This window comes from Nocardioides aestuarii (assembly GCF_039527245.1).
GTDB lineage: Bacteria > Actinomycetota > Actinomycetes > Propionibacteriales > Nocardioidaceae > Nocardioides > Nocardioides aestuarii.
Window position 1 is genome coordinate 456,275 of the sequence record NZ_BAAAJT010000003.1, and the last position, 23,089, is coordinate 479,363.

Sequence of the window (23,089 nt, forward strand, 5' to 3'; positions counted from 1 at the left end):
TGTGAAGACTGGTGCGAGGGATCGGTTGTGGATGGATACCGGCTCAGAACATCTTGAGCGAGTCGTGCACTTCCGGAGGGATCCAGTCACGCAATATGGCTGGTTCCCCGGAGATCCGGGGAACCAGCCATATTGAATCGGCTCAGTAGGCCTGGAGGGCGGCGAGGCGCCGCGAGGCCTCGGCGACCTCGGCCGCCTTGAGGGCGGACTCGTCGAGGCGGCCGTGCTCCTGCCACCACGCCTGGCCGGCGGCCGGGAGGGTGTGGATCGGGTCGTAGTACTGGTAGGTGCGCTCCAGCGCCGAGGCGTCGTCGGCCTCGATCGAGGTGCGGTAGTTCTTGGTCCAGTAGGAGATGCCGCGCTCGGTGTCGTAGTCGGCGAGCTGATGGACCCAGCGCTTCCCCACGAACGGCACGTCACAGACGATGCGCGGCGTCGCGAACCCGGGCAGGTAGCCCATGATGTGGTGCTGGAGACGCTGCGCGTCGGCGACCGAGACCCGCCAGTGCTCGGAGTAGGGGATCATGTCGCACATGTAGAAGTAGTAGGGCATGATCTGCGCGCCGTCGAGGAGCCGGAAGCAGAGGTCGAGCAGCGCCTCCGGGTCCGCGTTGACGCCGTTGAGCAGCACGCCCTGGTTGCGGACGTCGCGGATGCCGGTGTCGAGCATCGCCCGCGTCGCCTTCGCGACGATCGGCGTGACCGAGTTGGCGTGGTTGGTGTGGGTGTGGATCGCGATCGAGACCCCGCGCTCGCGGGCGATCGTGGCGACCCGGCCCATGCCGTCGACCACGTCGGACTGCAGCCAGTGCTGGGGAAGACCGATCAGCGCCTTGGTCGCGAGCCGGATGTCGCGGATGTTGTCGACCTCCATGACCTTGGTCAGGAAGTCCTCGAGGCGGGGCCACGGCATGTTCGCCACGTCGCCGCCGGAGACCACGACGTCGCGCACCGACGGCGTACGCCGCAGGTAGTCGAGCATGTCGCCGATCCGGTCGTTCGGCTTGCCGCCGAACTTCAGCTTCTCGATCGTCGGCGTCGAGTTGCCGACGAGGTCCATGCGGGTGCAGTGGCCGCAGTACTGCGGGCACGTCGGCAGGAGCTCGGCGAGGACCTTGGTGGGGTAGCGGTGGGTGAGTCCCTCCGTCGCCCACATGTCGTGCTCGTGGAGCGAGTCGCGCGTGGCGTGGGGGTGGGACGACCAGTCCGTCCGCCGGTCGCTGAAGACCGGGATCATGTAGTGGCGGATCGGGTCGGCGTAGAACGCGTCGGTCAGCGACCCGGCGCCGGCAGGCTCGACCGACGGCGCCATCGTGTTCATCATCTGCGGTGGCACGAGCATCGACATGGTGGCGCGCTCGGCCTGGTCGCGCTCGAGGTCGGCGTAGAACCGCTCGTCGAGGAGGTCGCCCATGAGCTCGCGCAGCTGCTTGACGCTCTTGATGCAGTGGGCGCGCTGCCACTGGACCGACTCCCACTCGGCGGCCGTGACGTCCTTCCAGCCCGGGAACCGGGTCCAGTCGGGCTCGACGAGCTCCACGCGGGAGTACGGGTAGGGCTGCCCGGTCTCCAGACCGATCGCCGTCTCGATGCTCATGACGACAGGGTAGGCGGGAATAATCCGGCCTGTCGAATGACTCGCCGAAATATCTTTCGTTACAGTGGCCCGGTGCGAGTAGAAGTTTCCAGCGACCCGACGGGTCTGCACCGAGTCCTGGACGACGCGACCGTCCTGCCGCAGGCGGCGCGACGCCTCGACACCCGCCGCGAGCTGTGGCCCGACGAGGTGCGCGTGCGGGTCGAGCGGCTCAACCTCGACGCGGCGTCCTTCCGCCAGCTCGAGCGCAAGCACGGGGGCGACGGCGCGGCCGTCCGCGACGAGGTCCTCTCGATCGTCGCCGAGCGCGGGAAGATGCAGAACCCCGAGACCGGCTCCGGCGGAATGCTCGTGGGGGTCGTCGAGGAGGTCGGCGAGGAGTCGCCGCTCGGTCTCCGGGTCGGCGACCGGGTCGCGACCCTGGTCAGCCTCACGCTCACGCCGCTGGTCGTCGAGGACGATCTCGCGCGCTGGGACGGCCGCAGCGAGCAGGTCCCGTGCGACGGCTACGCCGTGCTCTTCGGCCGGTCGATCGCTGCGGTGCTGCCCGACGACCTCGCCCCCGAGCTCAGCCTCGCCGTCATGGACGTGTGCGGCGCCCCCGCCCTCACCGCCCGCGTCGTGGGTCGGTACGACGCCCCGACGGTCGCCGTGATCGGTGGCGCCGGCAAGTCGGGCTCGTTGAGCCTCGCCGCCGCACGTGCGGCCGGCGCCGGCCGCACGATCGGCGTGATCCCCGTCGAGCGCGAGGCGGACCTCCTGACGGGCGCCGGGCTGGCCGACGAGGTGGTGCTCGCCGACGCCCGGGACCCGATCGCCCTGCGGGACGCGGTGACCGCGGCCGGCGGTCCCGCCGACGTCACCGTGGTGTGCGTCGACGTGCCGGGCTGCGAGGGCGGCGCCATCCTCTCGACAGCCGAGGGCGGCACGGTCATCTTCTTCTCCATGGCCACCTCCTTCTCCGCTGCCGCGCTCGGTGCCGAGGGTCTCGCCGCCGACGTCACGATGCTCGTCGGCAACGGCTACGTGCCGGGCCACGCGGCCTTCGCCCTCGAGCTGCTGCGCGACAACGCCGGCGTGCGCGAGCTGTTCGAGGGGCGTCTGTGAGCGCCCGGACCGTCGGCCGCCTCGAGCTGGCCGCCGCCGACGTCAAGCAGGCACGCGCCCTCGCCCGCCAGGTCGGCCGCCCGGTCGTCTCGATGGCCAGGAAGCACACCACCGTCTCGGTCGAGCGGGCCATGCTCCGCCTCGCCGGGCTCTCCGGGGCCGACCCCGACGGCACGCCGTGGGTCAACCGGCTCGTCGACGCCGTCCGCGCCGACGTCGGCCTGGAGCACGGTGTCGCGCTGCCCGTGTGGGACGCGCTGCGTCGGGGCGAGGCCGACGACCTGCTCACGCTGGCCCAGAAGTCCGGCGCGGGCTCGGTGCGGTTCGCCCTCCCCGAGGGGCGCGAGGCAACCCGGGCCGGCAGTGCGGCCCGCAAGGCCGTCGGAGCGGGCATCAAGCAGATCGACCGGCGTCGGACCGAGCGCGAGCGCCTGATCAGCAAGGTCGGCGACGCCCCGCGCAAGCCGTGGATCTATCTCATCGTCGCGACCGGCGACATCTACGAGGACATCCCGCAGGCGCAGGCGGCCGCCCGTGAGGGTGCCGACGTGATCGCGGTCATCCGCTCGACCGGCCAGTCGCTCCTCGACTTCGTCCCCGAGGGCGCGACGCGGGAGGGGTTCGCGGGCACCTACGCCACCCAGGAGAACTTCCGCCTGATGCGGGCCGCGCTCGACGAGACGAGCCGCGAGCTCGGCCGCTACGTCCGGCTGACCAACTACGCCTCCGGGCTCTGCATGCCGGAGATCGCGACGCTGGCCGGACTCGAGCGGCTCGACATGATGCTCAACGACTCGATGTACGGGATCCTCTTCCGCGACATCAATCCCGTGCGGACCTTCGTCGACCAGCGCTTCAGCCGCCAGATCCACGCCCGCGCCGGGATCATCATCAACACGGGCGAGGACAACTACCTCACGACCGCCGACGCGGTCGAGGCGGCCCACACGGTCACGACCAGCCAGCTGCTCAACGAGTACTTCGCCAAGGAGGCGGGGCTCGAGGACTGGCAGCTCGGCCTGGGCCACGCGTTCGAGATCGACCCCGACGTGCCCGACTCCTTCCGCATGGAGCTGGCCCACGCCATGCTGGCGCGCGACCTCTTCCCGAAGGCGCCGCTGAAGTGGATGCCGCCGACCCGCCACATGACCGGCGACGTGTTCCGTGGCTACCTGCTCGACGGGTTCTTCAACCTCGTCGGGGCCCTGACCGACCAGGGCATCCTGCTGGTCGGGATGATGACGGAGGCCGTGGTCACCCCGTGGCTCTCCGACCGCGACCTCGCGCTCCAGAACGTGCGCTACGTCATGAACGCCGCCGGCAACCTCCACGAGGACTTCCGGCCCGCCCCGGGCGGCTTCATCGAGACCCGTGCCCGCGAGGTCCTCGGCGACAGCATCGGGCTGCTCGAGGACATCAAGGGCCACGACCACGGCCTGCTCGACGCGATCGCCGACGGCACCTTCGGCCTGATGAAGCGGCCGGCCGACGGCGGCAAGGGCCTCGACGGCGTGGCGAAGAAGGCCCGCGACTACTACAACCCCGCGACCGAGATCCTGGAGGAGAAGTGACGAGCCCCATCCGGCCGTACGGCGACACCACCGGCGACGGCATGGTGCAGCTGTCGTTCACCTTGCCGATCGCCCACTCCAAGGTGGCCGACGGCGCAGCGCTCCAGCTCGCCAACAAGATGGGCATGGACCCCGCCCTGGTGGTGCACAGCAAGCCGATGGGGGAGGGCTTCACGTTCTTCGTCGTCTACGGCCGCGTCAACCACCTCGTCGACCCCAGCGTCGTCGAGGTCGTCGAGCGCGACTACCCGCTGCTGACCCCGAAGGAGGCCAACGCCGAGATCAAGCGGTCCCTGCGTCGCCGCCTGGTCGTCGTCGGCGCCTGCATCGGCACCGACGCCCACACCGTCGGCATCGACGCCATCTTGAACATCAAGGGCTTCGCGGGGGAGAAGGGCCTGGAGTACTACCGGGAGGTCAAGGTCGTGAACCTCGGCGCCCAGGTCTCGGTGCCCCAGCTCGTCGAGCGCTCGCTGGCCGAGAAGGCCGACGCCGTGCTCGTCTCCCAGGTCGTGACCCAGCGCGACGCCCACCTCCTCAACACGCGGGAGATGTCCGCGGCGTTCCGCGAGGCCTATCCCGAGAAGAAGCGGCCCCTCCTCGTCGTCGGCGGTCCCCGCTTCGACGAGGCGATGGCCGGCGACCTCGGGGTCGACCGGGTCTTCGCACGAGGAACCACCCCGGGCGAGGTCGCGAGCTATCTCGTCCACCGGATCCAGGACAGGAAGGCCTCATGAGCCAGAGCCGTGCCGAGGTGGGACTGCGCGTCGTCCACCGTCGCTACGTCCCCTACAGCCACGCCCACTACGCCGGCAACCTGGTGGACGGTGCCTACAGCCTCGGGCTGTTCGGCGACGTGGCCACGGAGATGTGCATCGTCACCGACGGCGACGAAGGGCTCTTCGCGTCCTACGCCGACGTCCAGTTCCGCGAGCCGGTCCGCGCCGGCGACGTCCTCGAGATCAGCTGCGAGGTCACCCGGGTCGGCACCCGGTCCCGCGACCTCACGTTCGAGGTCCGGGTCGTCGCGCGAGGGACCGCCACCGCCGAGCAGCCCGGAGCGGCCCGGGTCCTGGCCGAGCCGCTGGTGGCCACCACGGCCACCGGGACCGTCGTCGTCCCCTGAGCGACGGCGTCCCACCCGTCTGGACCGACCGCGTCGCAGGGCCGGTGTGTCGTGGCCCGACACGCCGGGCAGCCGCGATTTTTGCCGTCCCGTTGCCTTCTCCACCACCCCGCGCTGACCTGCGAGTTTGCGCGTCCCCGCAGGTCAGCGGCGGGTTGACAGAGACGGTTCGGCGAACGAGGGTGCCGCTTGTCCGCCCGTGCAGTTCGCGTCAGGCGGACCGACGTGCGAGTGGTCGCGTCCGAGGTGCCAGCCCAGCACCCGTCGGAGGCGATCCGCGCAGGTCGGTCCACCTCGTGAGGGTGGACGCGGGAGGGTCCCTGCGTTCCCTAGACAACTTCTCGATCTCGGCAGCCAGTCGGACTCGCGTCGGCCCGAAGGACCTGCGGACCCTCCCGCTCCTGCACGAACCCCGGACGTCCTCCGTGGGTTCCCCGGTGCCGGATACCGTGGCGTCGTGCTCCTCCGGTCCCTCTGCGCGCTGCTCGCCGGTGCCGTACTGGCCCAGGCGTTCGAGCCCGTCGGGCTCGCCGTGCTGCTGCCGGTCGGCGTCGCGGCCTTCGTGCTGTGCGTCGCGGACCTCCCCGCACGTCGGGCGTGGGTCCCTGGACTGGCCTTCGGCATCGGCTTCCAGTTCACCCTGCTGTTCTGGATGCGGGTGGTCGGTCCCGACGCCTGGCTGGCCCTCGCCGCCATGGAAGCGGTGTTCCTGGCGCCGCTCGGAGCCGTCACCCCCGGTCTGCTGCGGCTGCGCGGCGGCCCGGCCTGGGTGGCCGCGGCCTGGGTCGCGGTCGAGACGATCCGGTCGTCCTGGCCGTTCTCGGGGATGCCGTGGGGACGGCTCTCCTACGCGATCGGCGGCACGCCGTGGGCCGAGGGGCTTCCCTGGGTCGGGATGACGGGGGTCTCCTTCGTGCTCGCCCTCCTCGGCGTGCTGCTCGCCCGCGTGGTCGTTCCCGGGGGTGGCCGCCGGCTCCCGGCCCTGCTCGGGGTCGTCGCGGTCACGGCCGTCTCGCTCGTCCCCGCGCTGGCGCCGTACCGCGTCGACCCGGTGGGGGAGCGCACGGTGGCTGTCGTGCAGGGCGACGTCCCCGGCGACGGCAGCAACATCCTGCTCGACCCGCTCCAGGTCACGGTCAACCACGTCGACGCCACCGAGGAGCTCGCGCGTCGCGTCGAGGCGGGCGAGGCCGAACGACCGGACTTCGTGGTCTGGCCGGAGAACTCCACCGCCTCGGACCCCTTCGTCCCCGGGCCGGTCAACGCCGGGATCCTCGACGCCAGCGACGCCATCGACGTCCCGATCCTCGTGGGCGCGATGGTCGACGCGGGGGAGGAGCACGTCCTCAACCAGGGGATCGTCTGGGACCCCGAGACCGGCGCGGGCGACCGCTACACCAAGCGGCACCCCGTTCCGTTCGGCGAGTACATCCCCTGGCGGGGCCTCTTCGGCTCCAACTTCGGCAAGCTCGCCCTGATCCCGCGGGACATGATGAGCGGCACCCGCGTGCAGCCGCTGGAGGTCGCCGACACCCGGGTCGCCGCCGCGATCTGCTTCGACGTCGCCTACGACGACGGCATCCACGCGCAGGTGCTGGCCGGCGGGGAGATGGTCGTGGTGCAGACCAGCAACGCGATGTTCATCCACACCCACCAGATCGAGCAGCAGTTCGAGATCACGCGGCTGCGTGCGCTCGAGACCGGTCGCACGGTGCTGGTGGCCGCGACCAACGGCGTGTCCGGCATCATCGCACCGGACGGCACCGTGGAGCAGCGCGCCGGGACGCGCACCCAGGCCGTGCTCGAGGACCGGGTGGCGCTGACGACAGGGCTCACGCCGGCGGTCCGGATGGGGCCGTGGCCGGGGTACGCCGCGGTGGCGGTCACCGCCCTCGGGCTGGTGCTGCTCCCGTATCGTCGTCGTCGTGACGAACGACCGCGACGAGGACCCGACGAGGACGACGGTGCCCGGCCTCGGACGGGTGCTGATGGTCGTCCCGACCTACAACGAGCGTGACAACCTCGACTGGATCCTCGGGCGCCTGCTCACCGCAGAGCCGGACGTCGAGGTCCTCGTGGTCGACGACTCCTCGCCCGACGGCACCGGGGCGCTGGCCGACGACCTGGCCGCCCGCGACGCCCGGGTCCACGTGCTCCACCGCACCGCAAAGGGCGGGCTGGGAGCGGCCTACCTCGCCGGCTTCGCGTGGGCGCTGGAGGCCGGCTACGACGTGGTCGGGGAGATGGACGCCGACGGCTCCCACCAGCCCGAGCAGCTCCGGTCCCTGCTCGACGCCCTGCCGTCGGCCGACCTGGTGATCGGGTCCCGGTGGGTGCCGGGAGGCTCGGTCGTGAACTGGCCCTGGCACCGCAAGGCCCTCTCCCGGGGCGGCAACCTCTACGTCCGCGCGCTGCTCGGGATCGGCGTGCGCGACGCCACGGCGGGCTACCGGCTCTTCCACCGCGCCACCCTCGACAAGATCGACCTCGCCTCGGTGCGCTCGACCGGCTACGTCTTCCAGACCGACCTCGCCACCCGGACCGTCCGCGCCGGGTTGACGGTGCGCGAGGTGCCGATCGAGTTCGTCGAACGCGTGCGCGGCGACTCGAAGATGAGCGGGCAGGTCGCGATCGAGTCGCTGCGGCGGATCACCGCCTGGGGGCTGCGCGAGCGCCTGGCGCAGGTGGGCCGGGCCGTGCCCGGGCGCCGTCGGCCGGTGGGGGTGTCCCGATGAGGGGCCGCGGCCTCCGGCTGGCGCTGGTCGTGGCGTTCGTCGTCGTGCCGCTCGTCGAGATCTACGTGCTCGTACAGGTCGGCCAGGTGATCGGCGCCTGGTGGACGATCCTGTTGCTGGTCGTGATGAGCGTGATCGGCACGCTGCTCATCAGGCGCGAGGGGGGTCGTGCCTGGCGGGCGCTGACCGAGGCGCTGCGCACCGGCCGGATGCCGGCCCGCGAGCTGGCCGACGGCGCCCTCATCCTCATCGGCGGGACGCTGATGCTGACGCCGGGGTTCGTCACCGACGCCGTCGGGGTGCTGCTGATCCTGCCGTTCACGCGGCCAGCCGCTCGCCGGCTCCTCACGGGCGTGGTCAGTCGTCGCCTGCTGGTCACCGGCCCGGCGTACGGTCCCGGAAATGGACGACGCCCCGGCCCCACGGGTGACGTGGTCCGGGGCGAGGTCGTGGACGATCCGTAGCGGCTCAGCCGGCCTTCTTCTTCCGGGCCGAGGCGCGGTGGAGGTGGGCGGGGCCGATCTCGCCACCACGGAGCAGCTCGAGCCGCTCCTTGAGGATGTCCTCGAGCTCCTTCTCCGAGCGACGCTCGAGCAGCATGTCCCAGTGGGTCCGGGCCGGCTTCTCGGCCTTCTCCTCGGGCTTGATCCCGGAGGTCGAGAGGGACGGGGCACCGCACCGCGGGCACTCCCACGTCGCAGGGACCTCGGCCTCGACCGACATCGTGATCTCGAACTCGTGACCCCGCTCGCAGCGGTAGCCGACCTGCTGACGCGCGGCGAACTCGATCCCGCGCTCGTCCTCGAAGCTCTGGCCACCGAGTCGGGCACCACGCAACGTGCGCTCCGCCATGACCCCACCTCCTGAAAGTCTGTGTTACCCCCGTCGGACCGGCAGCGCAAGCGGCGAGTGACCGCGGCCACCGGTGACGGCGACCTGCGCCGTCGATGAGTACAACGGTACGGGGGGCCCCAAGATTCCCCCGAATCGCTCCCGTCGGCCCACGCCGCCGTGGGACGTGGGCTTGGTCACACCACGGACGGGGCCTCGTTGCCGGCCTCGCGGATACCCCGGGCGGTGTCGACCCGGGCGAGCAGGACGGCGCCGAGGACGAAGAAGACGACCAGCGCGAAGAGCGCGGGCCGGTAGGACTCGGTCGCGTTGTAGACGAGGAAGAACACGATGCTGCCGAACCACGAGGTCCCGCGGTCCATCGCGTGGTAGAGGCTGAAGTACTCCGCTTCCTTCCCACGGGGGATGAACAGCGAGAAGTAGGACCGCGCCAGCGCCTGGGTGCCGCCGAGGACCACGCCGATCGCCGCGCCGAGCGCGAGGAACGGGTAGGGCGACTTCTCGGGAAGGAACAGCGCCGTCGTGACGATCAGCATCCACACCACCAGCCCCGCCAGGATCGTGCGCTTGGCACCGATCTGCGCCGCCAGCCGCCCGAAGGCGATCGCGCCGCCGACGGCCACGAACTGCACGAGGAGGTAGGTGCCCAGGACGAACCCGGTGTCGAAGCCCAGCTCCTCCGTCCCGTAGACCGACGCCTGGCCGATCACGGTCTGGATCCCGTCGTTGAAGAACAGGTAGGCCAGGAGGAAGGTCAGCGCCACCGGGTAGTTGCGCAGGTCCTTCAGGGTGACCCACAGCTGGCCGAAGCTGCGCTGCAGCACGCCGCCCTGCACCGGCTCGACGTCGGCGGGCGGACGGTTCCGGATGCCGCGCCACGGGATGAAGGTGAACCCGGCCCACCAGATGGCCGCCGACAACAGGCTCAGCCGCACGGCCATGCCGGTGTCGAGCCCGAAGGTCTCCGGGGCGCTGACCACGACGAAGTTGATCGCCAGCAGCAGACCGCCGCCGGCGTAGCCGTAGGCCCAGCCGCGGCTGGACACCCGGTCGCGCTCCTCCTCGGTGGAGATCAGCGGCAGGATCGCGTCGTTGAAGACCGCGGAGGCGCCGAAGCACAGGTTGGCGAGGATGAACGAGACGATGCCGAGCTGCCAGTTGCTGCCCGACATGAAGAACAGCAGCGCGGTGAAGAAGGCGCCGGCCCAGCCGAAGCCGGCCAGCAGGTCCTTCTTGCGCTCCGTGCGGTCGGCCACGGCACCCAGCACGGGAAGCAGGAAGGCCGAGATCACCGTGGAGATCGGCACGACCAGGGCCGGCAGCGAGCCGGGCAGCAGGTCGAACCCGAGGAAGTTCACGCGCCCGTCGACGGCGTCGGCCTTCGCGATCTCGATCAGGTAGGGGCCGAAGAGGACGCCGGCCACGGTCGTCGAGAAGGCGCTGTTGGCCCAGTCGTAGAAGTACCACGACCGCTGCTCGCGGGCCCGTTCGAGGGGAGCGAGGTCGGCGATCCCGCCTGATCCGGCCTGAGGTCCCGTCGGTGTGCTCATGGTCGTCCCCTCCACTGCCCGCGAGCCGCGAGCACGTCCTTGAGTATGTCGGTGCGATCGGTCATCAGGCCGTCGACACCACGGTCGAGCAGCTCGATCATCTCGGCGGGGTCGTCGATGGTCCATGAGTGCACGTGCTTGTCCGCGGCGTGGGCGCGACGGACCAGGCGGCGCCCGCTCACCACGAGCGGGCCGCGACGGTGCGGCACCTGGAAGGCGGCGAACTCGCCACCCGTGACCCGCTCGGCCACCGCCACGGGGAGGGCCAGGTAGGCCGCCACCTCCACCGGGCTGGCGGAGGTGGCGACCCGGCCGCCGGTGAGGCGCCGGAAGCGTCTCAGCCGCCGGTGGGAGAACGAGCCGACCAGCAGCCGCTCGTGCACCTCGCGCTCGTCGACGAACCGGGCCAGGAGCGGGACCGCGGCGTCGGACTTGAGGTCGATGTTGAAGCGGGCCGCCGGCAGCGCGTCGAAGAGCTCCGCGAGGGTCGGGACCTGCTCGGACGGTCCGATCCGCGCGCGGCGTACGTCCGCGAGGATGAGGTCCTCGACCGAGCCGCGCTGGTCGGTGACCCGGTCCAGGACGCTGTCGTGGAAGGCGAGGAGCACCCCGTCACGGGTGGCGTGGACGTCGGTCTCGAGGTGGGTGTAGCCCAGCGCGTGGGCGTGGCGGAACGCCGTCATGGTGTTCTCCAGCCCGAGCAGGTCGGGGTGGGTCGCCCCGCCCCGGTGGGCGAAGGCCAGGGGAGGGGGGACGGCGTCGAGGTAGGCGTGTCCCGTGGGCTCCGTCACGCCCCGCAGTATCCACCGCGCGTCCCGAGGACGCGTCGAAGGTCGGGGAGTACCGTCGCCACATGGACGCGATGACCTGCCCCCGCTGCGACCAGGAGATGGACCCCAAGACCCTCGGCCACGGCCGTGCGCTGGTGTGCCCGGACGGGCACGGGGTGTTCCTCGAGCGCATCGAGCTCGGCAACCTCGTCGAGGCCGAGACCGACTGGCACCGCAACGCCGGCCAGCACACCGCGCCGTTGCCGAAGATCACTCCCGACATGACCGCCCCGCCGGCCTCGAAGGCCCCGGCGCGTGCGTGGGTGGAGACGCTCTTCCGCTGAGCTGGTCGCTGCGCTGAGTTGACTGCTCCGATTTCGACGCGCCCGTCACGACTTCCTTCGTCAGTCGCGGGGCTTGCTCAATCTGGCCGGCCCCACGCGCCGACCTCGTACCTCGATCGGCGCTGGCCGTCTCAGATGTCGCGGAACGTCTCGATCTGGGCGCCGAGCTGGTTGAGACGCTCGGCGAGGTCCTCGTAGCCGCGGTGGATGACGTAGGTCGAGCGCAGCACCGACGTGCCCTTGGCGGCGAGCATGGCCAGCAGCAGCACCACGGCCGGTCGCAGCGCCGGCGGGCACATCATCTCGGTGCCGGTGAAGCTGCTGGGGCCCTCGATCATGACCCGGTGCGGGTCGAGCAGCTTGACCTGCCCGCCGAGCTTGGTGAGGTCGGTGAGGTAGATCGCCCGGTTCTCGTAGACCCAGTCGTGGAGCAGCGTCTGGCCCTGCGCCACGGCCGCGATCACCGCGAAGAACGGCAGGTTGTCGATGTTGAGGCCCGGGAACGGCATCGGGTGGATCTTGTCGAGCGGCGCGTGGAGCACGCTCGGGTGGGTCGTGAGGTCGACCAGGCGGGTGTGGCCGTTGCGGGCGACGTACTCCTCCGAGCGCGTGTAGTGGAAGCCCATCTCCTCGAGCAGCGCGAGCTCGATCTCGAGGAACTCGATCGGCACCCGCTCGATGGTGATGGACGAGCCGGTCACGATCGCGGCCGCGAGCAGCGACATGGCCTCGATCGGGTCCTCGCTGGGCGCGTAGTCGACGTCGACGTCGATGGTGCTGCGCCCGGTCACCGTCAGCGTCGTGGTCCCGATCCCCTCGACCTCCACGCCGAGGCGCTGGAGGAAGAAGCAGAGGTCCTGGACCATGTAGTTCGACGACGCGTTGCGGATGACGGTGGTGCCCGGGTGGAGGGCCGCCGCCATCAGCGCGTTCTCGGTCACGGTGTCGCCGCGCTCGGTGAGCACGATCGGACGTCCCGGGACGATCTTCTGGTCGACCTGGGCGTGGTAGCTGCCTTCGGTGGCCTTCACCTCGAGGCCGAAGGGACGCAGCGCCGACATGTGGGGCTCGACGGTGCGGGTGCCCAGGTTGCAGCCACCGGCGTAGGGCAGCTCGAAGCGCTCGCTGCGGTGGAGCAGCGGGCCGAGGAACATGATGACCGAGCGGGTACGCCGGGCCGCCTCCTCGTCGATGGCGTCGAGGCGCAGCTCGGCCGGCGGCACGATCTCGAGGTCGTTGTCGTCGTTGAGCCAGCGGGTCTGGACACCGAGGCTGTCGAGGACCTCGAGCAGGCGGTTGACCTCCTCGATACGGGCGACCTTGCGCAGCGTCGTCCGGCCCCGGTTGAGCAGGGAGGCACACAGCAGCGCGACGCCGGCGTTCTTCGACGTCTTGACCTCGATGGTCCCCGAGAGCGTGGTCGGCCCGGTCACGCGGAGGTGGGTCGGGCCGGCGCCCAGGGCCACGATCTCGGAGTCGAGGGCGCTGCCGATGCGGGCGAGCATCTCCAGGGAGAGGTTCTGGTGCCCCTTCTCGATCCGGTTGATGGCAGACTGGCTGGTCGACAGCCGGTCCGCCAGCTGCTGCTGGGTGAGCCCACGGTGCTTGCGGGCGTCGCGGATCAGGTTGCCGATGCGGCCCTTGTAGTCCTCGCTCATGCCGACCACGCTATCTCAGATATGAGATATGGCAAGACGACGTGCTGTGGACGAGACCGACCCGGCTGCTGCAAGGATGGCGACATGCGTGCCACGACCATCCACGGACCCCGTGACATCCGGCTCTCCGAGGTCCCTGCCCCGGCCATCGCGGCTCCCACCGACGCGATCGTGAAGGTGGTCGCGGGCTGCATCTGCGGCTCCGACCTCTGGCCCTACCGCGGCGAGAACCCGATCGACGAGGGCTCGACGATCGGCCACGAGTGCATCGGCGTCGTCGTGGAGACGGGCAGCGAGGTGCGGCGCTTCCGTGAGGGCGACTTCGTCGTGGTGCCCTTCGTCCACTGCGACAACACCTGCGCCCACTGCCGCCACGGCGCCCAGTCCGCCTGCATGGAGCAGGGCTGGACCGAGAGCGGGCAGGCGGAGTACAGCCACGTCACCCACGCCGACGGCAGCCTCGTGAAGACCGACGGCCCGCCCGACGACGACCTCCTCCCGTCGCTGCTCTCGCTCGCCGACGTCATGGCCACGGGCTGGCACGCCGCGGTCTCGGCCGGCGTCGAGAAGGGCAGCACCGCGGTCGTCGTGGGTGACGGCGCCGTCGGGTTGTGCGGCGTCATCGCGGCCCAGCAGCTCGGGGCGGAGCGGATCGTCGCCATGTCGCGACACGAGAGCCGCCAGCGGCTCGCCCGCGAGTTCGGCGCGACCGACGTCGTCGCCGAGCGCGGCGAGGCGGGGGAGCAGGCCGTCCTCGAGCTGACCGGGGGCGTGGGCGCCGACGCGGTCCTCGAGTGCGTCGGCACGGGCGCGTCGATGGACACCGCGTTCGCGATCGCACGCCCGGGCTCGACCGTGGGCTTCGTGGGGGTGCCCCACGGGGTCGAGCTCCCGGTGCGCCGGATGTTCCAGAAGAACGTCGGGCTCGCCGGCGGGATCGCGCCGGTGCGCCGCTATCTGCCCGAGCTGCTCGACCTCGTCCTCGCCCGCACCATCGATCCGGGGAAGGTGTTCGACCTGACCCTGCCGCTGGAGGAGGTCGCCGACGGCTACCGGGCGATGGACGAGCGGCGCGCGATCAAGGTCATGCTCCGCCCATGAGCGCCCTCGTCCTGGGGCCGCTCCTGCGCTACGTCGACAGCGACTCGGCCACGATCTGGGTCGAGACCTCCGGTGCCGCGGAGGTGGTGGTGACCGCCGGCGAGCGCCGCGGGGCCGCCCGCACCTTCGCCGCCCACGGCCACCACTACGCCCTGGTGGAGGTGACCGGTCTCGAGCCCGGGACCCACACCCGCTACGAGGTGCACGTCGACGGCGAGCTGGTGTGGCCCGAGCCCGGCTCGGCCTACCCGCCCTCGGTGATCCCCACGATGAAGCCCGGCAAGCCGCTCCGGCTCGCCTTCGGCTCGTGCCGCGTGAGCGTGCCCCACGACGCCGAGGCGACCGAGGAGTTCGGCGTCGACGCGCTGCGCGCCTATGCGCTCCACATGGCCGGGGAGGGGGACACCCGTTGGCCGGACCTCGTCCTCTTCCTCGGCGACCAGGTCTACGCCGACGAGACGACCGACGAGGTGCGCGACTTCATCGCCTCGCGTCGCTCCCTCGACGAGCCACCGGGGGAGGAGATCAAGGACTACGAGGAGTACGCCGGCCTCTACTCCATCGCGTGGTCCGACCCCGCCAACCGCTGGCTGCTGTCGACGCTGCCGAGCGCCATGATCTTCGACGACCACGACGTCCGCGACGACTGGAACACCAGCTGGACGTGGCGGCGGCAGATGGAGGCCACCGAGTGGTGGCACGACCGCATCGTCGGGGGGCTCGGGTCCTACTGGGTCTACCAGCACCTCGGCAACCTCGACCGGTCCGAGCGCGCGGCGGACCCGTTGTGGCAGCGGATCGCCGGTCACGACGGGTCCGACGAGCTCGACCTCACCGACGAGCTCGACGCCTTCGCGGACCGGGCCGACCAGCACCCCGACTCCTACCGCTGGAGCTATGCGCGCGAGTTCGACACCCAGGCCCGCCTGGTCGTCGTCGACTCGCGCGCTGCCCGCGTGCTGGAGCCCGACCGGCGCTCGATCATCGACGACGCCGAGATGTCGTGGCTCGACGGGCAGCTCCGCGGGGACGTCGACCACCTGCTCATCGGCACCTCCCTGCCGTTCCTCATGGCGCCGGGCCTCCACCACGCCGAGTCCTTCAGCGAGGCGCTCTGCAACGGCGTCTGGGGCAGGACGGTCGCCCGGGCGGGGGAGCACCTTCGCCAGGCGATCGACCTCGAGCACTGGGGCGCCTTCCAGCAGGGCTTCCAGCGGGTCGCCCGGATGGTGCTCGACGTGGCCTCCGGTGGCCGCGGTGAGCCACCCCGCTCGGTCACGTTCCTCTCCGGCGACGTCCACCACAGCTATGTCGCGACGGCCGGGCCGAACGGGGACGTCACGGACCTGCGCACCACGAGCCGGATCGTGCAGGCGGTGTGCTCACCGATCCGCAACCCGCTCCCCGCGGCGATGCAGCGTGTGACGACCTGGGGCACCCGACCCCGGCTCGGGCGCGTCGTACGCCGGGTGGCCCGGCTGGGCAAGGTGCCGCCGCCGCCGCTGACCTGGCGGATCGACCGCGGTCCCTGGTACGACAACAACCTCGCGGTCCTCGAGGTCCAGCGCGACGGTGGCCTGGCCATGACCTGGTACGCCGGCGACGTCGAGGGACGGGACCCCGAGCGCCCGGTGCTGCGCACCGTGGCCGAGGTCGGGATCACCGCGCCGGAGGCGCGCTGAGCCTCAGCTGGCGAGGACCTGCCCGGGGAGCGCCGCGGGCTCGCAGCTGCACGTGTCGGAGCACGCGAGATAGCTGTGGGCGGCGTGGCCGCACCGCGAGCAGGGGAGGTCGTGCGTGAGGTGGACCGCGCCGGGTCGGCTGGTCTCTACGGTGTCCCACATGATGCGTACCTTCTTCTGACGGGCGTCCTCGGGGGCGGACTCCGTCCACGGTAGGAACGGTGTCGTGCCCCGCGTGGCAGACCCGCCGAAAGTTGACTCGAGGTGACTAGTCACCGATGGCCCCCTCGTACCAGACCACTAACCTCGAGGACGTGTTCCGGGTCCGCGACGCCACTCCCGACGATGCCTCGGCCTGCGCGGCGATCTACGCGCCCTACGTCGCCGGCACCACGGTGAGCTTCGAGGAGGAGCCGCCGGGGCCCGAGGAGATGGCCCACCGCATCGCCGCGTCGCAGGCCGAGCACGCGTGGCTGGTGGCCGAGGACGCCGACGGTGTCCTCGGTTATGCCTACGCCGGCACCTTCCGGTCGCGGGCGGCCTACCGGCACACCTGCGAGGTGAGCGTCTATGTCGACGCCGATCGTCGGGGCAGGGGAGTGGGGCGGGCGCTCTACACCGCCCTCCTCGACCGCATGACCGGCCTCGGGATGCGGCTCGCCGTCGGCGGCGCGACGATGCCCAACGAGGCGAGCGAGCGGCTCCACCGGGCCCTCGGGTTCGAGGTCGTGGGCACGTTCCGCGACGTGGGCTTCAAGCAGGACCGCTGGTGCGACGTCCGGTGGTTCCAGAAGCGGCTCGTCTAGTCGGACCCGAGGTGCGGCGCCAGGGCCTCGAGGCCCTCGAGCAGCCGGTCGACGTCGCCGTCGTCGGTGTAGGGCGCGAGCCCGACCCGGACCGCGCCGGTCTCGCCGAGGCCGAGCCGCCGGCACGGCTCCCAGGCGTAGCAGTGGCCCGAGGAGATGCTGACGCCGCGCTCGCCGAGGAAGGCGTGGACCTCGGCCGGAGCACGACCGGCGAGGCTGAAGTAGAGCGTCGACGTACGTCGAGCGGCCCGCGACCACAGCGTGACGTCCGGTCGTGCCAGCAGCGCCACCTCGATCCGGGCGCGCAACCGATCCTCGTGCTCCTCCACCGCGGCATAGGCACCGGTGAGCGCCGTACGCCGGTCGCTGGCCGCTGCCGGGTCGAGCGACGCGAGGACGTCGACCGCCGCCGTCACCCCGGCCATCAGCTCGTAGGGGAGGGTGCCGAGCTCGAACCGCTCCGGCACCCGGTCGGTCGAGGGCAGGAGCTTGTCGGGACGCAGCTCCTCGAGCAGGGCCGGGTCGGCCGCCACGGCACCGCAGTGGGGGCCGCCGAACTTGTAGGGGGAGCAGGCGTAGAAGTCGGCGCCGAGGGCGGCCACGTCGGGCAGCACGTGGGCGGCGTGGTGGACGCCGTCGACGTAGGTGAGCGCCCCCGCCTCGTGCGCGAGCGCGGTGAGGGCCGGGACGTCCGGCCGGGTGCCGAGGACGTTCGAGGCTGCGGTGAGCGCGACCAGGCGGGTCCGGGGCCCGAGGGCGGCGGCGAGGTGGTCGGGCTCCAGCTCGCCGCTCCCGGGGTCGAAGTCGACCCAGCGCACCACGGCGCCCACCGCCTCGGCCGCCTGCACCCACGGTCGGACGTTGGCGTCGTGGTCCAACCGCGAGACGACGACCTCGTCGCCGGCCTGCCACGTCCGCGCCAGCGTGCGGGCCACGTCGTAGGTCAGGTCGGTCATGCTGCGGCCGACCACAACGCCGGACGGGTCGGCCCCGAGCAGGTCGCCGAGGGCGGTTCGGCACGCGACCACGACCTCCTCCGCCGCCCGCTGGGGCCGCGAGTGGGGGCCGCGGTTGGAGATCGGTCCGGCGAGGGTCGCGGCGACCGCGTCCACCACCGCCGACGGGACCTGGGTCCCGCCTGGACCGTCGAAGAAGGCCTCGCCGCCGGACAGCGCGGGGTAGCGGGCCCGCACGGCCGCCACGTCGTAGGTCGTCGGCTGGATCGGGTCGAGTGCCATGGAGCATTGGTAGCACCCACGGGCACGGGACGGATGTGGGACCATCCCGGCATGCGTGAGGCCAGGGGGATCGGCACGTTCGCCGGAGCCCCGCGCGCGATGCAGGCCCACCTGCTGCTGGTGGGGGCCGCCGCGGTCCTCCTGCCGTTCCTCCTGCGCGACGTCGGCGCCCCCGTCCCGATCCGGCCGGAGCTGCTGACCGTGGTGCTGCTGCTCGGCGTCTCGGTGGTCAACGTCGAGATGTCTCGCCTGATCTCGCGGGGCGTCGCGTTCACCCAGCAGGCGCACAAGGCCCTCTCGGCCTGGGCGTTCGCCTGTGCGCTGCTCCTGCCACCGCCGTGGCTGCTGGTGGTGGTGCCGATCGCCTACGCCCACACCTGGTGGCGCGGCATGCGCGTGCCCGTGTGGAAGTGGACCGGCTCCGCGGCGTACGTCGTGCTCGCGGGCCTGGCGGCCGGCGTCACCGCCCACGCCGTGCTCGGCACCCGGCCCGACCCCGCCAACTGGATGGACGGCAACGGCGGCCACGGCCTGGTCGCGATCGCGGCCGGCGGCGTCGCCTTCCTGGCGGTGGAGACGGTGCTCTTCCACGCCAGCGCCTGGCTCAACCACGCCGAGGACGAGCGGTGGCTGCGTGCGCTGCTGCGCAGCCCGTGGTTCTACCTGACCGAGGTCGGGATGCTGATGATCGGCGGTCTGCTGAGCGCGGTGTGGACCGGTGGCGGCTGGTTCGTGCTGCTCTTCGTCCCGATCTACGTCCTCGCCCAGCGCGCCTCGCTCCACGACCTCGTGAGCGAGCGCAACGAAGGTCTCGAGCAGGCCAACCGCTTCAAGATCGACCTGATGGGGATGCTCGGGCACGAGCTCGGCAACCCGCTGACCTCGGTCATGGGGCACGCCCAGGTGGGCGCCGAGGCGCTCGACGAGGGTGACACCGAGCAGGCCGCGCGCAGCCTCGCCGTGGTCGACCGCAACGCCCACCTGATGCGCTACGTCCTGACCGACGTCCTGACGCTCGTGGCCAGCGAGTCCGGCGAGCTCGTGGCGCGGCCGGAGCCGTACGCGGTGCAGCCGGCGGTCCTCGCCGCCGTCGCGTCGTTGCCCGCCGCCGGCCGACCCCGCGTGGAGGGTGCCGGCGACGCCACGGTCCTGGTGCAGCCGCTCCACCTCGACCAGATGTTGGCCAACCTCCTCGGCAACGCCGTGAAGTACGCCGGGGGCGCCGACGTCGTGCGGATCGAGGCGGTCGGCCCGACCGTGACCATCAGCGTCACCGACCACGGGCCCGGGATCCCCGCTGACCTGCGGGACCGGCTCTTCGAACGGTTCAGCCGCGCCGACGACGCCCGCCACCGCCCCGGGACGGGTCTCGGCCTCTTCATCACGCGCGAGCTGGCGCGTGCCAACGGGGGAGAGGTGGTCCACCGCGACGCCCGTCCCCACGGCGCCGTCTTCGAGCTCAGCCTGCCCGCGGCGGAGACGACGTGACCACCCACGAGCAGCAGCTCGCCGACCTGCGCCTCCTGCGGCGGGTACGGGACCGGATCGACCGCGACTTCGCCGAGCCGCTCGACGTCGAGGCGCTCGCGCGCGGCGTCGGCATGTCGGCCGGCCACCTGTCGCGACAGTTCCGCGCGGCGTACGGCGAGCCGCCCTACGGCTACCTCATGACCCGGCGGGTCGAGCGCGCCATGGCGCTGCTGCGCCGGGGCGACCTCAGCGTCACCGACGTCTGCTTCGCCGTGGGCTTCGGGTCGCTCGGCACGTTCTCGACCCGGTTCAGCGAGCTCGTCGGCGTCTCGCCCAGCACCTACCGGCGCGAGCACGCCGGCCAGATGCTCGGCGTACCGACCTGCGAGACGAGCAAGGTCACCAGACCGGTCAGGAATCGAGAAGCGCCGGTCGGCGGCGACGCCTAGCGTGAGCGCCATGGACATCACCATCCACTCCAGCTTCCTCCCGCACGACGACCCGGAGGCGGCGCTGGCCTTCTACCGCGACACGCTCGGGTGGGAGCTGCGGCTCGACGTCGGCTACGAGGGCATGCGGTGGCTGACGGTCGGTCCGGTCGGCCAGCCCGGCACCAGCATCGTGCTCCACCCGCCGGGCGCCGACCCGGGCATCACCGCTGACGAGCGGCGCACGATCGCCGAGATGATGGCCAAGGGCACCTACGGCAGCGTGCTGCTCGCGACCTCCGACCTCGACGACACCTTCGAGCGTCTCCAGGCCGGCGACGTCGACGTCGTGCAGGAGCCGACCGAGCAGCCGTGGGGCGTGCGCGACTGCGCCGTGCGCGACCCCGCCGGCAACATGGTGCGGATCCAGGAACTCCGCTGACCGGTTGCCCGTTGAGAATCCGCCGACACCGCTGAACGAGGGAGCTCCTGCATGACCGACGCCGCTGCCCACGCCGCCGACACCCACGACCTGATCCGCGTCCACGGCGCCCGCGTCAACAACCTGCGCGACGTCAGCGTCGACATCCCCAAGCGACGCCTCACGGCGTTCACCGGGGTCTCCGGGTCCGGGAAGAGCTCCCTGGTCTTCGCGACCATCGCGGCCGAGTCGCAGCGACTCATCAACGAGACCTACAGCGCCTTCGTCCAGGGCTTCATGCCGGCGTTGGCCCGACCGGAGGTCGACCACCTCGAGGGCCTGACGACCGCGATCATCGTCGACCAGGAGCGGATGGGCGCCAACCCGCGCTCGACGGTCGGGACGGCGACCGACGCCAACGCCATGCTCCGCATCCTGTTCAGCCGGATCGGCGACCCCTACGTCGGGCCACCGACCGCCTACTCCTTCAACGTCCCGACCCGCAAGGCGAGCGGGATGATGACGACCGAGAAGGGCGGCCGTACCGAGCGCAGGGTCGCGCGGCAGGAGGTCTACCTCGGCGGCATGTGCCCGCGCTGCGAGGGCATGGGCAAGGTCAACGACATCGACCTGACCGCCCTCTACGACGACGAGAAGTCGCTCAGGGACGGCGCCCTGACCGTGCCCGGCTACTCGATGGACGGGTGGTACGGCCGACTCTTCGAGGGCATGGGCCTGCCGATGGACAAGCCGATCAAGTCCTTCACGAAGAAGCAGCTCGAGACGATGCTCTGGTCGGAGCCGACCAAGCTGAAGGTCGAGGGCGTCAACCTGACCTTCACCGGCATGATCCCCCAGATCCAGAAGTCGATCCTCTCCAAGGACCCCGAGGCGATGCAGCCCCACATCCGGCGCTTCGTCGACCGCGCGGTGACCTTCCAGACCTGTCCCGACTGCGAGGGGAGCCGGCTCACCCCCGAGGCGCGGGCGTCGAAGATCAACGGCAAGTCCATCGCCGACCTGTGCGAGATGCAGATCAGCGACCTCGCCGAGTGGATCCGCGACCTCGACGAACCGTCCGTCGCGCCGCTGCTCACCGGCCTCCAGCACCTGCTCGACTCCTTCTCCGAGATCGGCCTGGGCTACCTCTCGCTCGACCGCCCCGCCGGCACGCTCTCCGGCGGCGAGGCCCAGCGCACCAAGATGATCCGCCACCTCGGATCGTCGCTGACCGACGTCACCTACGTCTTCGACGAGCCGACGATCGGGCTGCACCCCCACGACATCGAGCGGATGAACACGCTGCTGCTCCAGCTGCGCGACAAGGGCAACACGGTGCTCGTCGTCGAGCACAAGCCTGAGACGATCCAGATCGCCGACCACGTCGTCGACATCGGGCCCGCGGCCGGCGCGGGCGGCGGCGAGATCTGCTTCGAGGGGGACGTCGACGGGCTGCGGGGGAGCGACACCATCACCGGCAGGCACCTCGACGACCGGGCGCGCCTCAAGGACACCGTCCGCGAGGCCAGCGGCACGATCGCGGTGCGGGGCGCCGGCACCCACAACCTCCGCGACGTCGACGTCGACGTCCCGTTGGGACTGCTCACCGTCGTCACCGGCGTCGCAGGCTCCGGCAAGAGCTCGCTCATCCACGGCTCGCTGGCCGGCCACGACGACGTCATCGTGATCGACCAGGGCGCGATCAAGGGGTCGCGTCGCAGCAACCCGGCGACCTACACCGGGCTCCTCGAGCCGATCCGCAAGGCGTTCGCGAAGGCCAACGGGGTCAAGCCTGCGCTCTTCAGCTCCAACTCCGAGGGGGCCTGCTCGACCTGCAACGGCGCCGGTGTGATCTTCACCGAGCTCGGTCCGATGGCGACCGTGGAGTCGCCGTGCGAGGAGTGCGAGGGCCGCCGGTTCAAGGCCGAGGTCCTCGAGCACACGCTCGGTGGCAAGGACATCGCCGAGGTCCACGAGATGTCGGTGGTCGAGGCCCAGGCCCTGTTCGGCGAGGGCGAGGCCAGGATCCCGGCTGCCATGAAGATCCTCGACCGGCTCGCCGACGTCGGCCTCGGTTATGTCACCCTGGGCCAGCCGCTGACGACGCTGTCCGGGGGTGAGCGCCAGCGCCTCAAGCTCGCCGTCCAGATGGGTGAGAAGGGTGAGGTCTACATCCTCGACGAGCCCACGACGGGCCTCCACCTCGCCGACGTCGAGAACCTGCTGGCGCTGCTCGACCGACTGGTCGACTCCGGCAAGTCGGCCATCGTGATCGAGCACCACCAGGCCGTCATGGCCCACGCCGACTGGATCATCGACCTCGGACCCGGCGCCGGCCACGACGGCGGGACGATCGTCTTCGAGGGCACGCCCGCCGACCTGGTCGCCTCACGGTCGACGCTGACCGGTCAGCACCTCGCGGCGTACGTCGGCGGCTGACGACAGTTCTCCCAGACGCATCCTCAGCGCCGCGGTGCGGCCGCGATGCGTTGCCGATTGGTCACCAACGACAGATGTGCGCCCTCAGCACTGCCGTTGGGGACCAATCGGCACGCCAGCAGGGCTGCCACCGGGTTCCCGCCACCCCGCTCGCCCTCTCGACCCATATCGCCGATAAGCGACATTATGTCAAT

The 23,089-nt window shown here is 71.4% G+C and carries 22 protein-coding genes; 15 read left to right on the top strand and 7 right to left on the bottom strand.

All coding sequences use genetic code 11. The annotated features are described in order from the left end of the window. Positions 1–142 precede the first annotated feature (142 nt). A complete protein-coding gene (locus ABD091_RS19770; RefSeq protein WP_343921755.1) occupies positions 143–1,597 on the bottom strand; it encodes a KamA family radical SAM protein in 1,455 nt (484 codons plus the stop codon). Between the two features lie 72 nt (positions 1,598–1,669). Here ABD091_RS19770 and kdd point away from each other — a divergent pair, with 72 nt between their 5' ends. From kdd to ABD091_RS19805, 7 genes are all read left to right on the top strand, one after another. Then, positions 1,670–2,704, top strand: coding sequence for an L-erythro-3,5-diaminohexanoate dehydrogenase (gene kdd, locus ABD091_RS19775; RefSeq protein ID WP_343921756.1), 1,035 nt, complete (start codon positions 1,670–1,672; stop codon positions 2,702–2,704). Further along, the gene (gene kamD, locus ABD091_RS19780; protein WP_343921757.1) at positions 2,701–4,275 is read left to right on the top strand and encodes a lysine 5,6-aminomutase subunit alpha; all 1,575 of its coding nucleotides are present in this window, start codon (positions 2,701–2,703) and stop codon (positions 4,273–4,275) included. The genes kdd and kamD overlap by 4 nt, the downstream gene beginning before the upstream one ends. Beyond that, the gene (kamE, locus tag ABD091_RS19785; RefSeq protein WP_343921758.1) at positions 4,272–5,012 is read left to right on the top strand and encodes a lysine 5,6-aminomutase subunit beta; all 741 of its coding nucleotides are present in this window, start codon (positions 4,272–4,274) and stop codon (positions 5,010–5,012) included. Before kamD ends, kamE begins: the two co-directional genes overlap by 4 nt. After that, positions 5,009–5,401: a 3-aminobutyryl-CoA ammonia lyase gene (gene kal, locus ABD091_RS19790; protein ID WP_343921759.1), complete on the top strand. Its 393-nt coding sequence runs from the start codon at positions 5,009–5,011 to the stop codon at positions 5,399–5,401. The genes kamE and kal overlap by 4 nt, the downstream gene beginning before the upstream one ends. Before the next feature lie 457 nt (positions 5,402–5,858). Next, complete coding sequence (gene lnt, locus ABD091_RS19795) at positions 5,859–7,418, top strand: apolipoprotein N-acyltransferase (RefSeq protein ID WP_343921760.1); 1,560 nt, start codon at positions 5,859–5,861, stop codon at positions 7,416–7,418. Continuing rightward, positions 7,327–8,136: a polyprenol monophosphomannose synthase gene (locus ABD091_RS19800; protein WP_343921761.1), complete on the top strand. Its 810-nt coding sequence runs from the start codon at positions 7,327–7,329 to the stop codon at positions 8,134–8,136. The genes lnt and ABD091_RS19800 overlap by 92 nt, the downstream gene beginning before the upstream one ends. Next, positions 8,133–8,600, top strand: a complete 468-nt coding sequence (locus ABD091_RS19805; RefSeq protein WP_343921762.1) for an FxsA family protein — start codon at positions 8,133–8,135, stop codon at positions 8,598–8,600. Before ABD091_RS19800 ends, ABD091_RS19805 begins: the two co-directional genes overlap by 4 nt. 4 nt (positions 8,601–8,604) lie before the next feature. Here ABD091_RS19805 and ABD091_RS19810 read toward each other — a convergent pair whose 3' ends face one another. From ABD091_RS19810 to ABD091_RS19820, 3 genes are all read right to left on the bottom strand, one after another. Continuing rightward, a complete protein-coding gene (locus tag ABD091_RS19810; RefSeq protein ID WP_343921763.1) occupies positions 8,605–8,988 on the bottom strand; it encodes an RNA polymerase-binding protein RbpA in 384 nt (127 codons plus the stop codon). Positions 8,989–9,164: 176 nt separating this feature from the next. Beyond that, complete coding sequence (locus ABD091_RS19815; RefSeq protein ID WP_343921764.1) at positions 9,165–10,538, bottom strand: MFS transporter; 1,374 nt, start codon at positions 10,536–10,538, stop codon at positions 9,165–9,167. Further along, on the bottom strand, positions 10,535–11,329 hold the full coding sequence (locus ABD091_RS19820) for a glycerophosphodiester phosphodiesterase family protein (RefSeq protein WP_343921765.1): 795 nt from the start codon (positions 11,327–11,329) through the stop codon (positions 10,535–10,537). Before ABD091_RS19820 ends, ABD091_RS19815 begins: the two co-directional genes overlap by 4 nt. Before the next feature lie 62 nt (positions 11,330–11,391). On the opposite strand from ABD091_RS19820, the gene ABD091_RS19825 reads away from it, so the two are divergent. Further along, positions 11,392–11,652 carry a TFIIB-type zinc ribbon-containing protein gene (locus ABD091_RS19825; protein ID WP_343921766.1) on the top strand — a complete coding sequence of 87 codons (261 nt, stop codon included), beginning with the start codon at positions 11,392–11,394 and terminating at the stop codon, positions 11,650–11,652. Positions 11,653–11,783: 131 nt separating this feature from the next. Here the strand turns inward: ABD091_RS19825 and ABD091_RS19830 are convergent, their stop codons facing one another. Next, on the bottom strand, positions 11,784–13,310 hold the full coding sequence (locus ABD091_RS19830; protein WP_343921767.1) for a helix-turn-helix domain-containing protein: 1,527 nt from the start codon (positions 13,308–13,310) through the stop codon (positions 11,784–11,786). 84 nt (positions 13,311–13,394) lie between these two features. On the opposite strand from ABD091_RS19830, the gene ABD091_RS19835 reads away from it, so the two are divergent. Both ABD091_RS19835 and ABD091_RS19840 read left to right on the top strand, forming a co-directional pair. Beyond that, a complete protein-coding gene (locus ABD091_RS19835; protein ID WP_343921768.1) occupies positions 13,395–14,411 on the top strand; it encodes a zinc-dependent alcohol dehydrogenase family protein in 1,017 nt (338 codons plus the stop codon). Further along, complete coding sequence (locus ABD091_RS19840; protein ID WP_343921769.1) at positions 14,408–16,093, top strand: DUF7800 domain-containing protein; 1,686 nt, start codon at positions 14,408–14,410, stop codon at positions 16,091–16,093. The genes ABD091_RS19835 and ABD091_RS19840 overlap by 4 nt, the downstream gene beginning before the upstream one ends. Before the next feature lie 3 nt (positions 16,094–16,096). On the opposite strand, the gene ABD091_RS19845 is transcribed toward ABD091_RS19840, so the two are convergent. Then, positions 16,097–16,255: a hypothetical protein gene (locus ABD091_RS19845; protein ID WP_343921770.1), complete on the bottom strand. Its 159-nt coding sequence runs from the start codon at positions 16,253–16,255 to the stop codon at positions 16,097–16,099. A 152-nt stretch (positions 16,256–16,407) separates the two neighbouring features. On the opposite strand from ABD091_RS19845, the gene ABD091_RS19850 reads away from it, so the two are divergent. Next, the gene (locus ABD091_RS19850) at positions 16,408–16,899 is read left to right on the top strand and encodes a GNAT family N-acetyltransferase (RefSeq protein WP_343921771.1); all 492 of its coding nucleotides are present in this window, start codon (positions 16,408–16,410) and stop codon (positions 16,897–16,899) included. On the opposite strand, the gene ABD091_RS19855 is transcribed toward ABD091_RS19850, so the two are convergent. After that, positions 16,896–18,137, bottom strand: a complete 1,242-nt coding sequence (locus ABD091_RS19855) for a cysteine desulfurase-like protein (protein WP_343921772.1) — start codon at positions 18,135–18,137, stop codon at positions 16,896–16,898. The genes ABD091_RS19850 and ABD091_RS19855 overlap by 4 nt on opposite strands. Before the next feature lie 51 nt (positions 18,138–18,188). Between ABD091_RS19855 and ABD091_RS19860 the strand changes: the two genes are divergently transcribed. The 4 genes from ABD091_RS19860 to ABD091_RS19875 are packed head-to-tail and all read left to right on the top strand — an operon-like array spanning position 18,189 to position 22,895. Further along, complete coding sequence (locus ABD091_RS19860; protein ID WP_343921773.1) at positions 18,189–19,625, top strand: sensor histidine kinase; 1,437 nt, start codon at positions 18,189–18,191, stop codon at positions 19,623–19,625. Then, positions 19,622–20,056, top strand: coding sequence for a helix-turn-helix transcriptional regulator (locus ABD091_RS19865; protein WP_343921774.1), 435 nt, complete (start codon positions 19,622–19,624; stop codon positions 20,054–20,056). The genes ABD091_RS19860 and ABD091_RS19865 overlap by 4 nt, the downstream gene beginning before the upstream one ends. Before the next feature lie 10 nt (positions 20,057–20,066). Beyond that, positions 20,067–20,477 carry a VOC family protein gene (locus tag ABD091_RS19870; RefSeq protein WP_343921775.1) on the top strand — a complete coding sequence of 137 codons (411 nt, stop codon included), beginning with the start codon at positions 20,067–20,069 and terminating at the stop codon, positions 20,475–20,477. 51 nt (positions 20,478–20,528) lie between these two features. Then, positions 20,529–22,895, top strand: coding sequence for an ATP-binding cassette domain-containing protein (locus ABD091_RS19875; RefSeq protein ID WP_343921776.1), 2,367 nt, complete (start codon positions 20,529–20,531; stop codon positions 22,893–22,895). Positions 22,896–23,089: the final 194 nt, after the last annotated feature.

Coding starts and splice junctions, on each gene's coding strand:
- ABD091_RS19770 (WP_343921755.1), bottom strand. CDS start 1,597: ATGAGCATCGAGACGGCGATCGGTCTGGAGACCGGGCAGCCCTACCCG.
- ABD091_RS19835 (WP_343921768.1), top strand. CDS start 13,395: ATGCGTGCCACGACCATCCACGGACCCCGTGACATCCGGCTCTCCGAG.
- ABD091_RS19830 (WP_343921767.1), bottom strand. CDS start 13,310: ATGAGCGAGGACTACAAGGGCCGCATCGGCAACCTGATCCGCGACGCC.
- ABD091_RS19840 (WP_343921769.1), top strand. CDS start 14,408: ATGAGCGCCCTCGTCCTGGGGCCGCTCCTGCGCTACGTCGACAGCGAC.
- ABD091_RS19860 (WP_343921773.1), top strand. CDS start 18,189: ATGCGTGAGGCCAGGGGGATCGGCACGTTCGCCGGAGCCCCGCGCGCG.
- ABD091_RS19875 (WP_343921776.1), top strand. CDS start 20,529: ATGACCGACGCCGCTGCCCACGCCGCCGACACCCACGACCTGATCCGC.
- kal (WP_343921759.1), top strand. CDS start 5,009: ATGAGCCAGAGCCGTGCCGAGGTGGGACTGCGCGTCGTCCACCGTCGC.
- ABD091_RS19810 (WP_343921763.1), bottom strand. CDS start 8,988: ATGGCGGAGCGCACGTTGCGTGGTGCCCGACTCGGTGGCCAGAGCTTC.
- ABD091_RS19855 (WP_343921772.1), bottom strand. CDS start 18,137: ATGGCACTCGACCCGATCCAGCCGACGACCTACGACGTGGCGGCCGTG.
- ABD091_RS19825 (WP_343921766.1), top strand. CDS start 11,392: ATGGACGCGATGACCTGCCCCCGCTGCGACCAGGAGATGGACCCCAAG.
- ABD091_RS19805 (WP_343921762.1), top strand. CDS start 8,133: ATGAGGGGCCGCGGCCTCCGGCTGGCGCTGGTCGTGGCGTTCGTCGTC.
- ABD091_RS19845 (WP_343921770.1), bottom strand. CDS start 16,255: ATGTGGGACACCGTAGAGACCAGCCGACCCGGCGCGGTCCACCTCACG.
- ABD091_RS19815 (WP_343921764.1), bottom strand. CDS start 10,538: ATGAGCACACCGACGGGACCTCAGGCCGGATCAGGCGGGATCGCCGAC.
- ABD091_RS19870 (WP_343921775.1), top strand. CDS start 20,067: ATGGACATCACCATCCACTCCAGCTTCCTCCCGCACGACGACCCGGAG.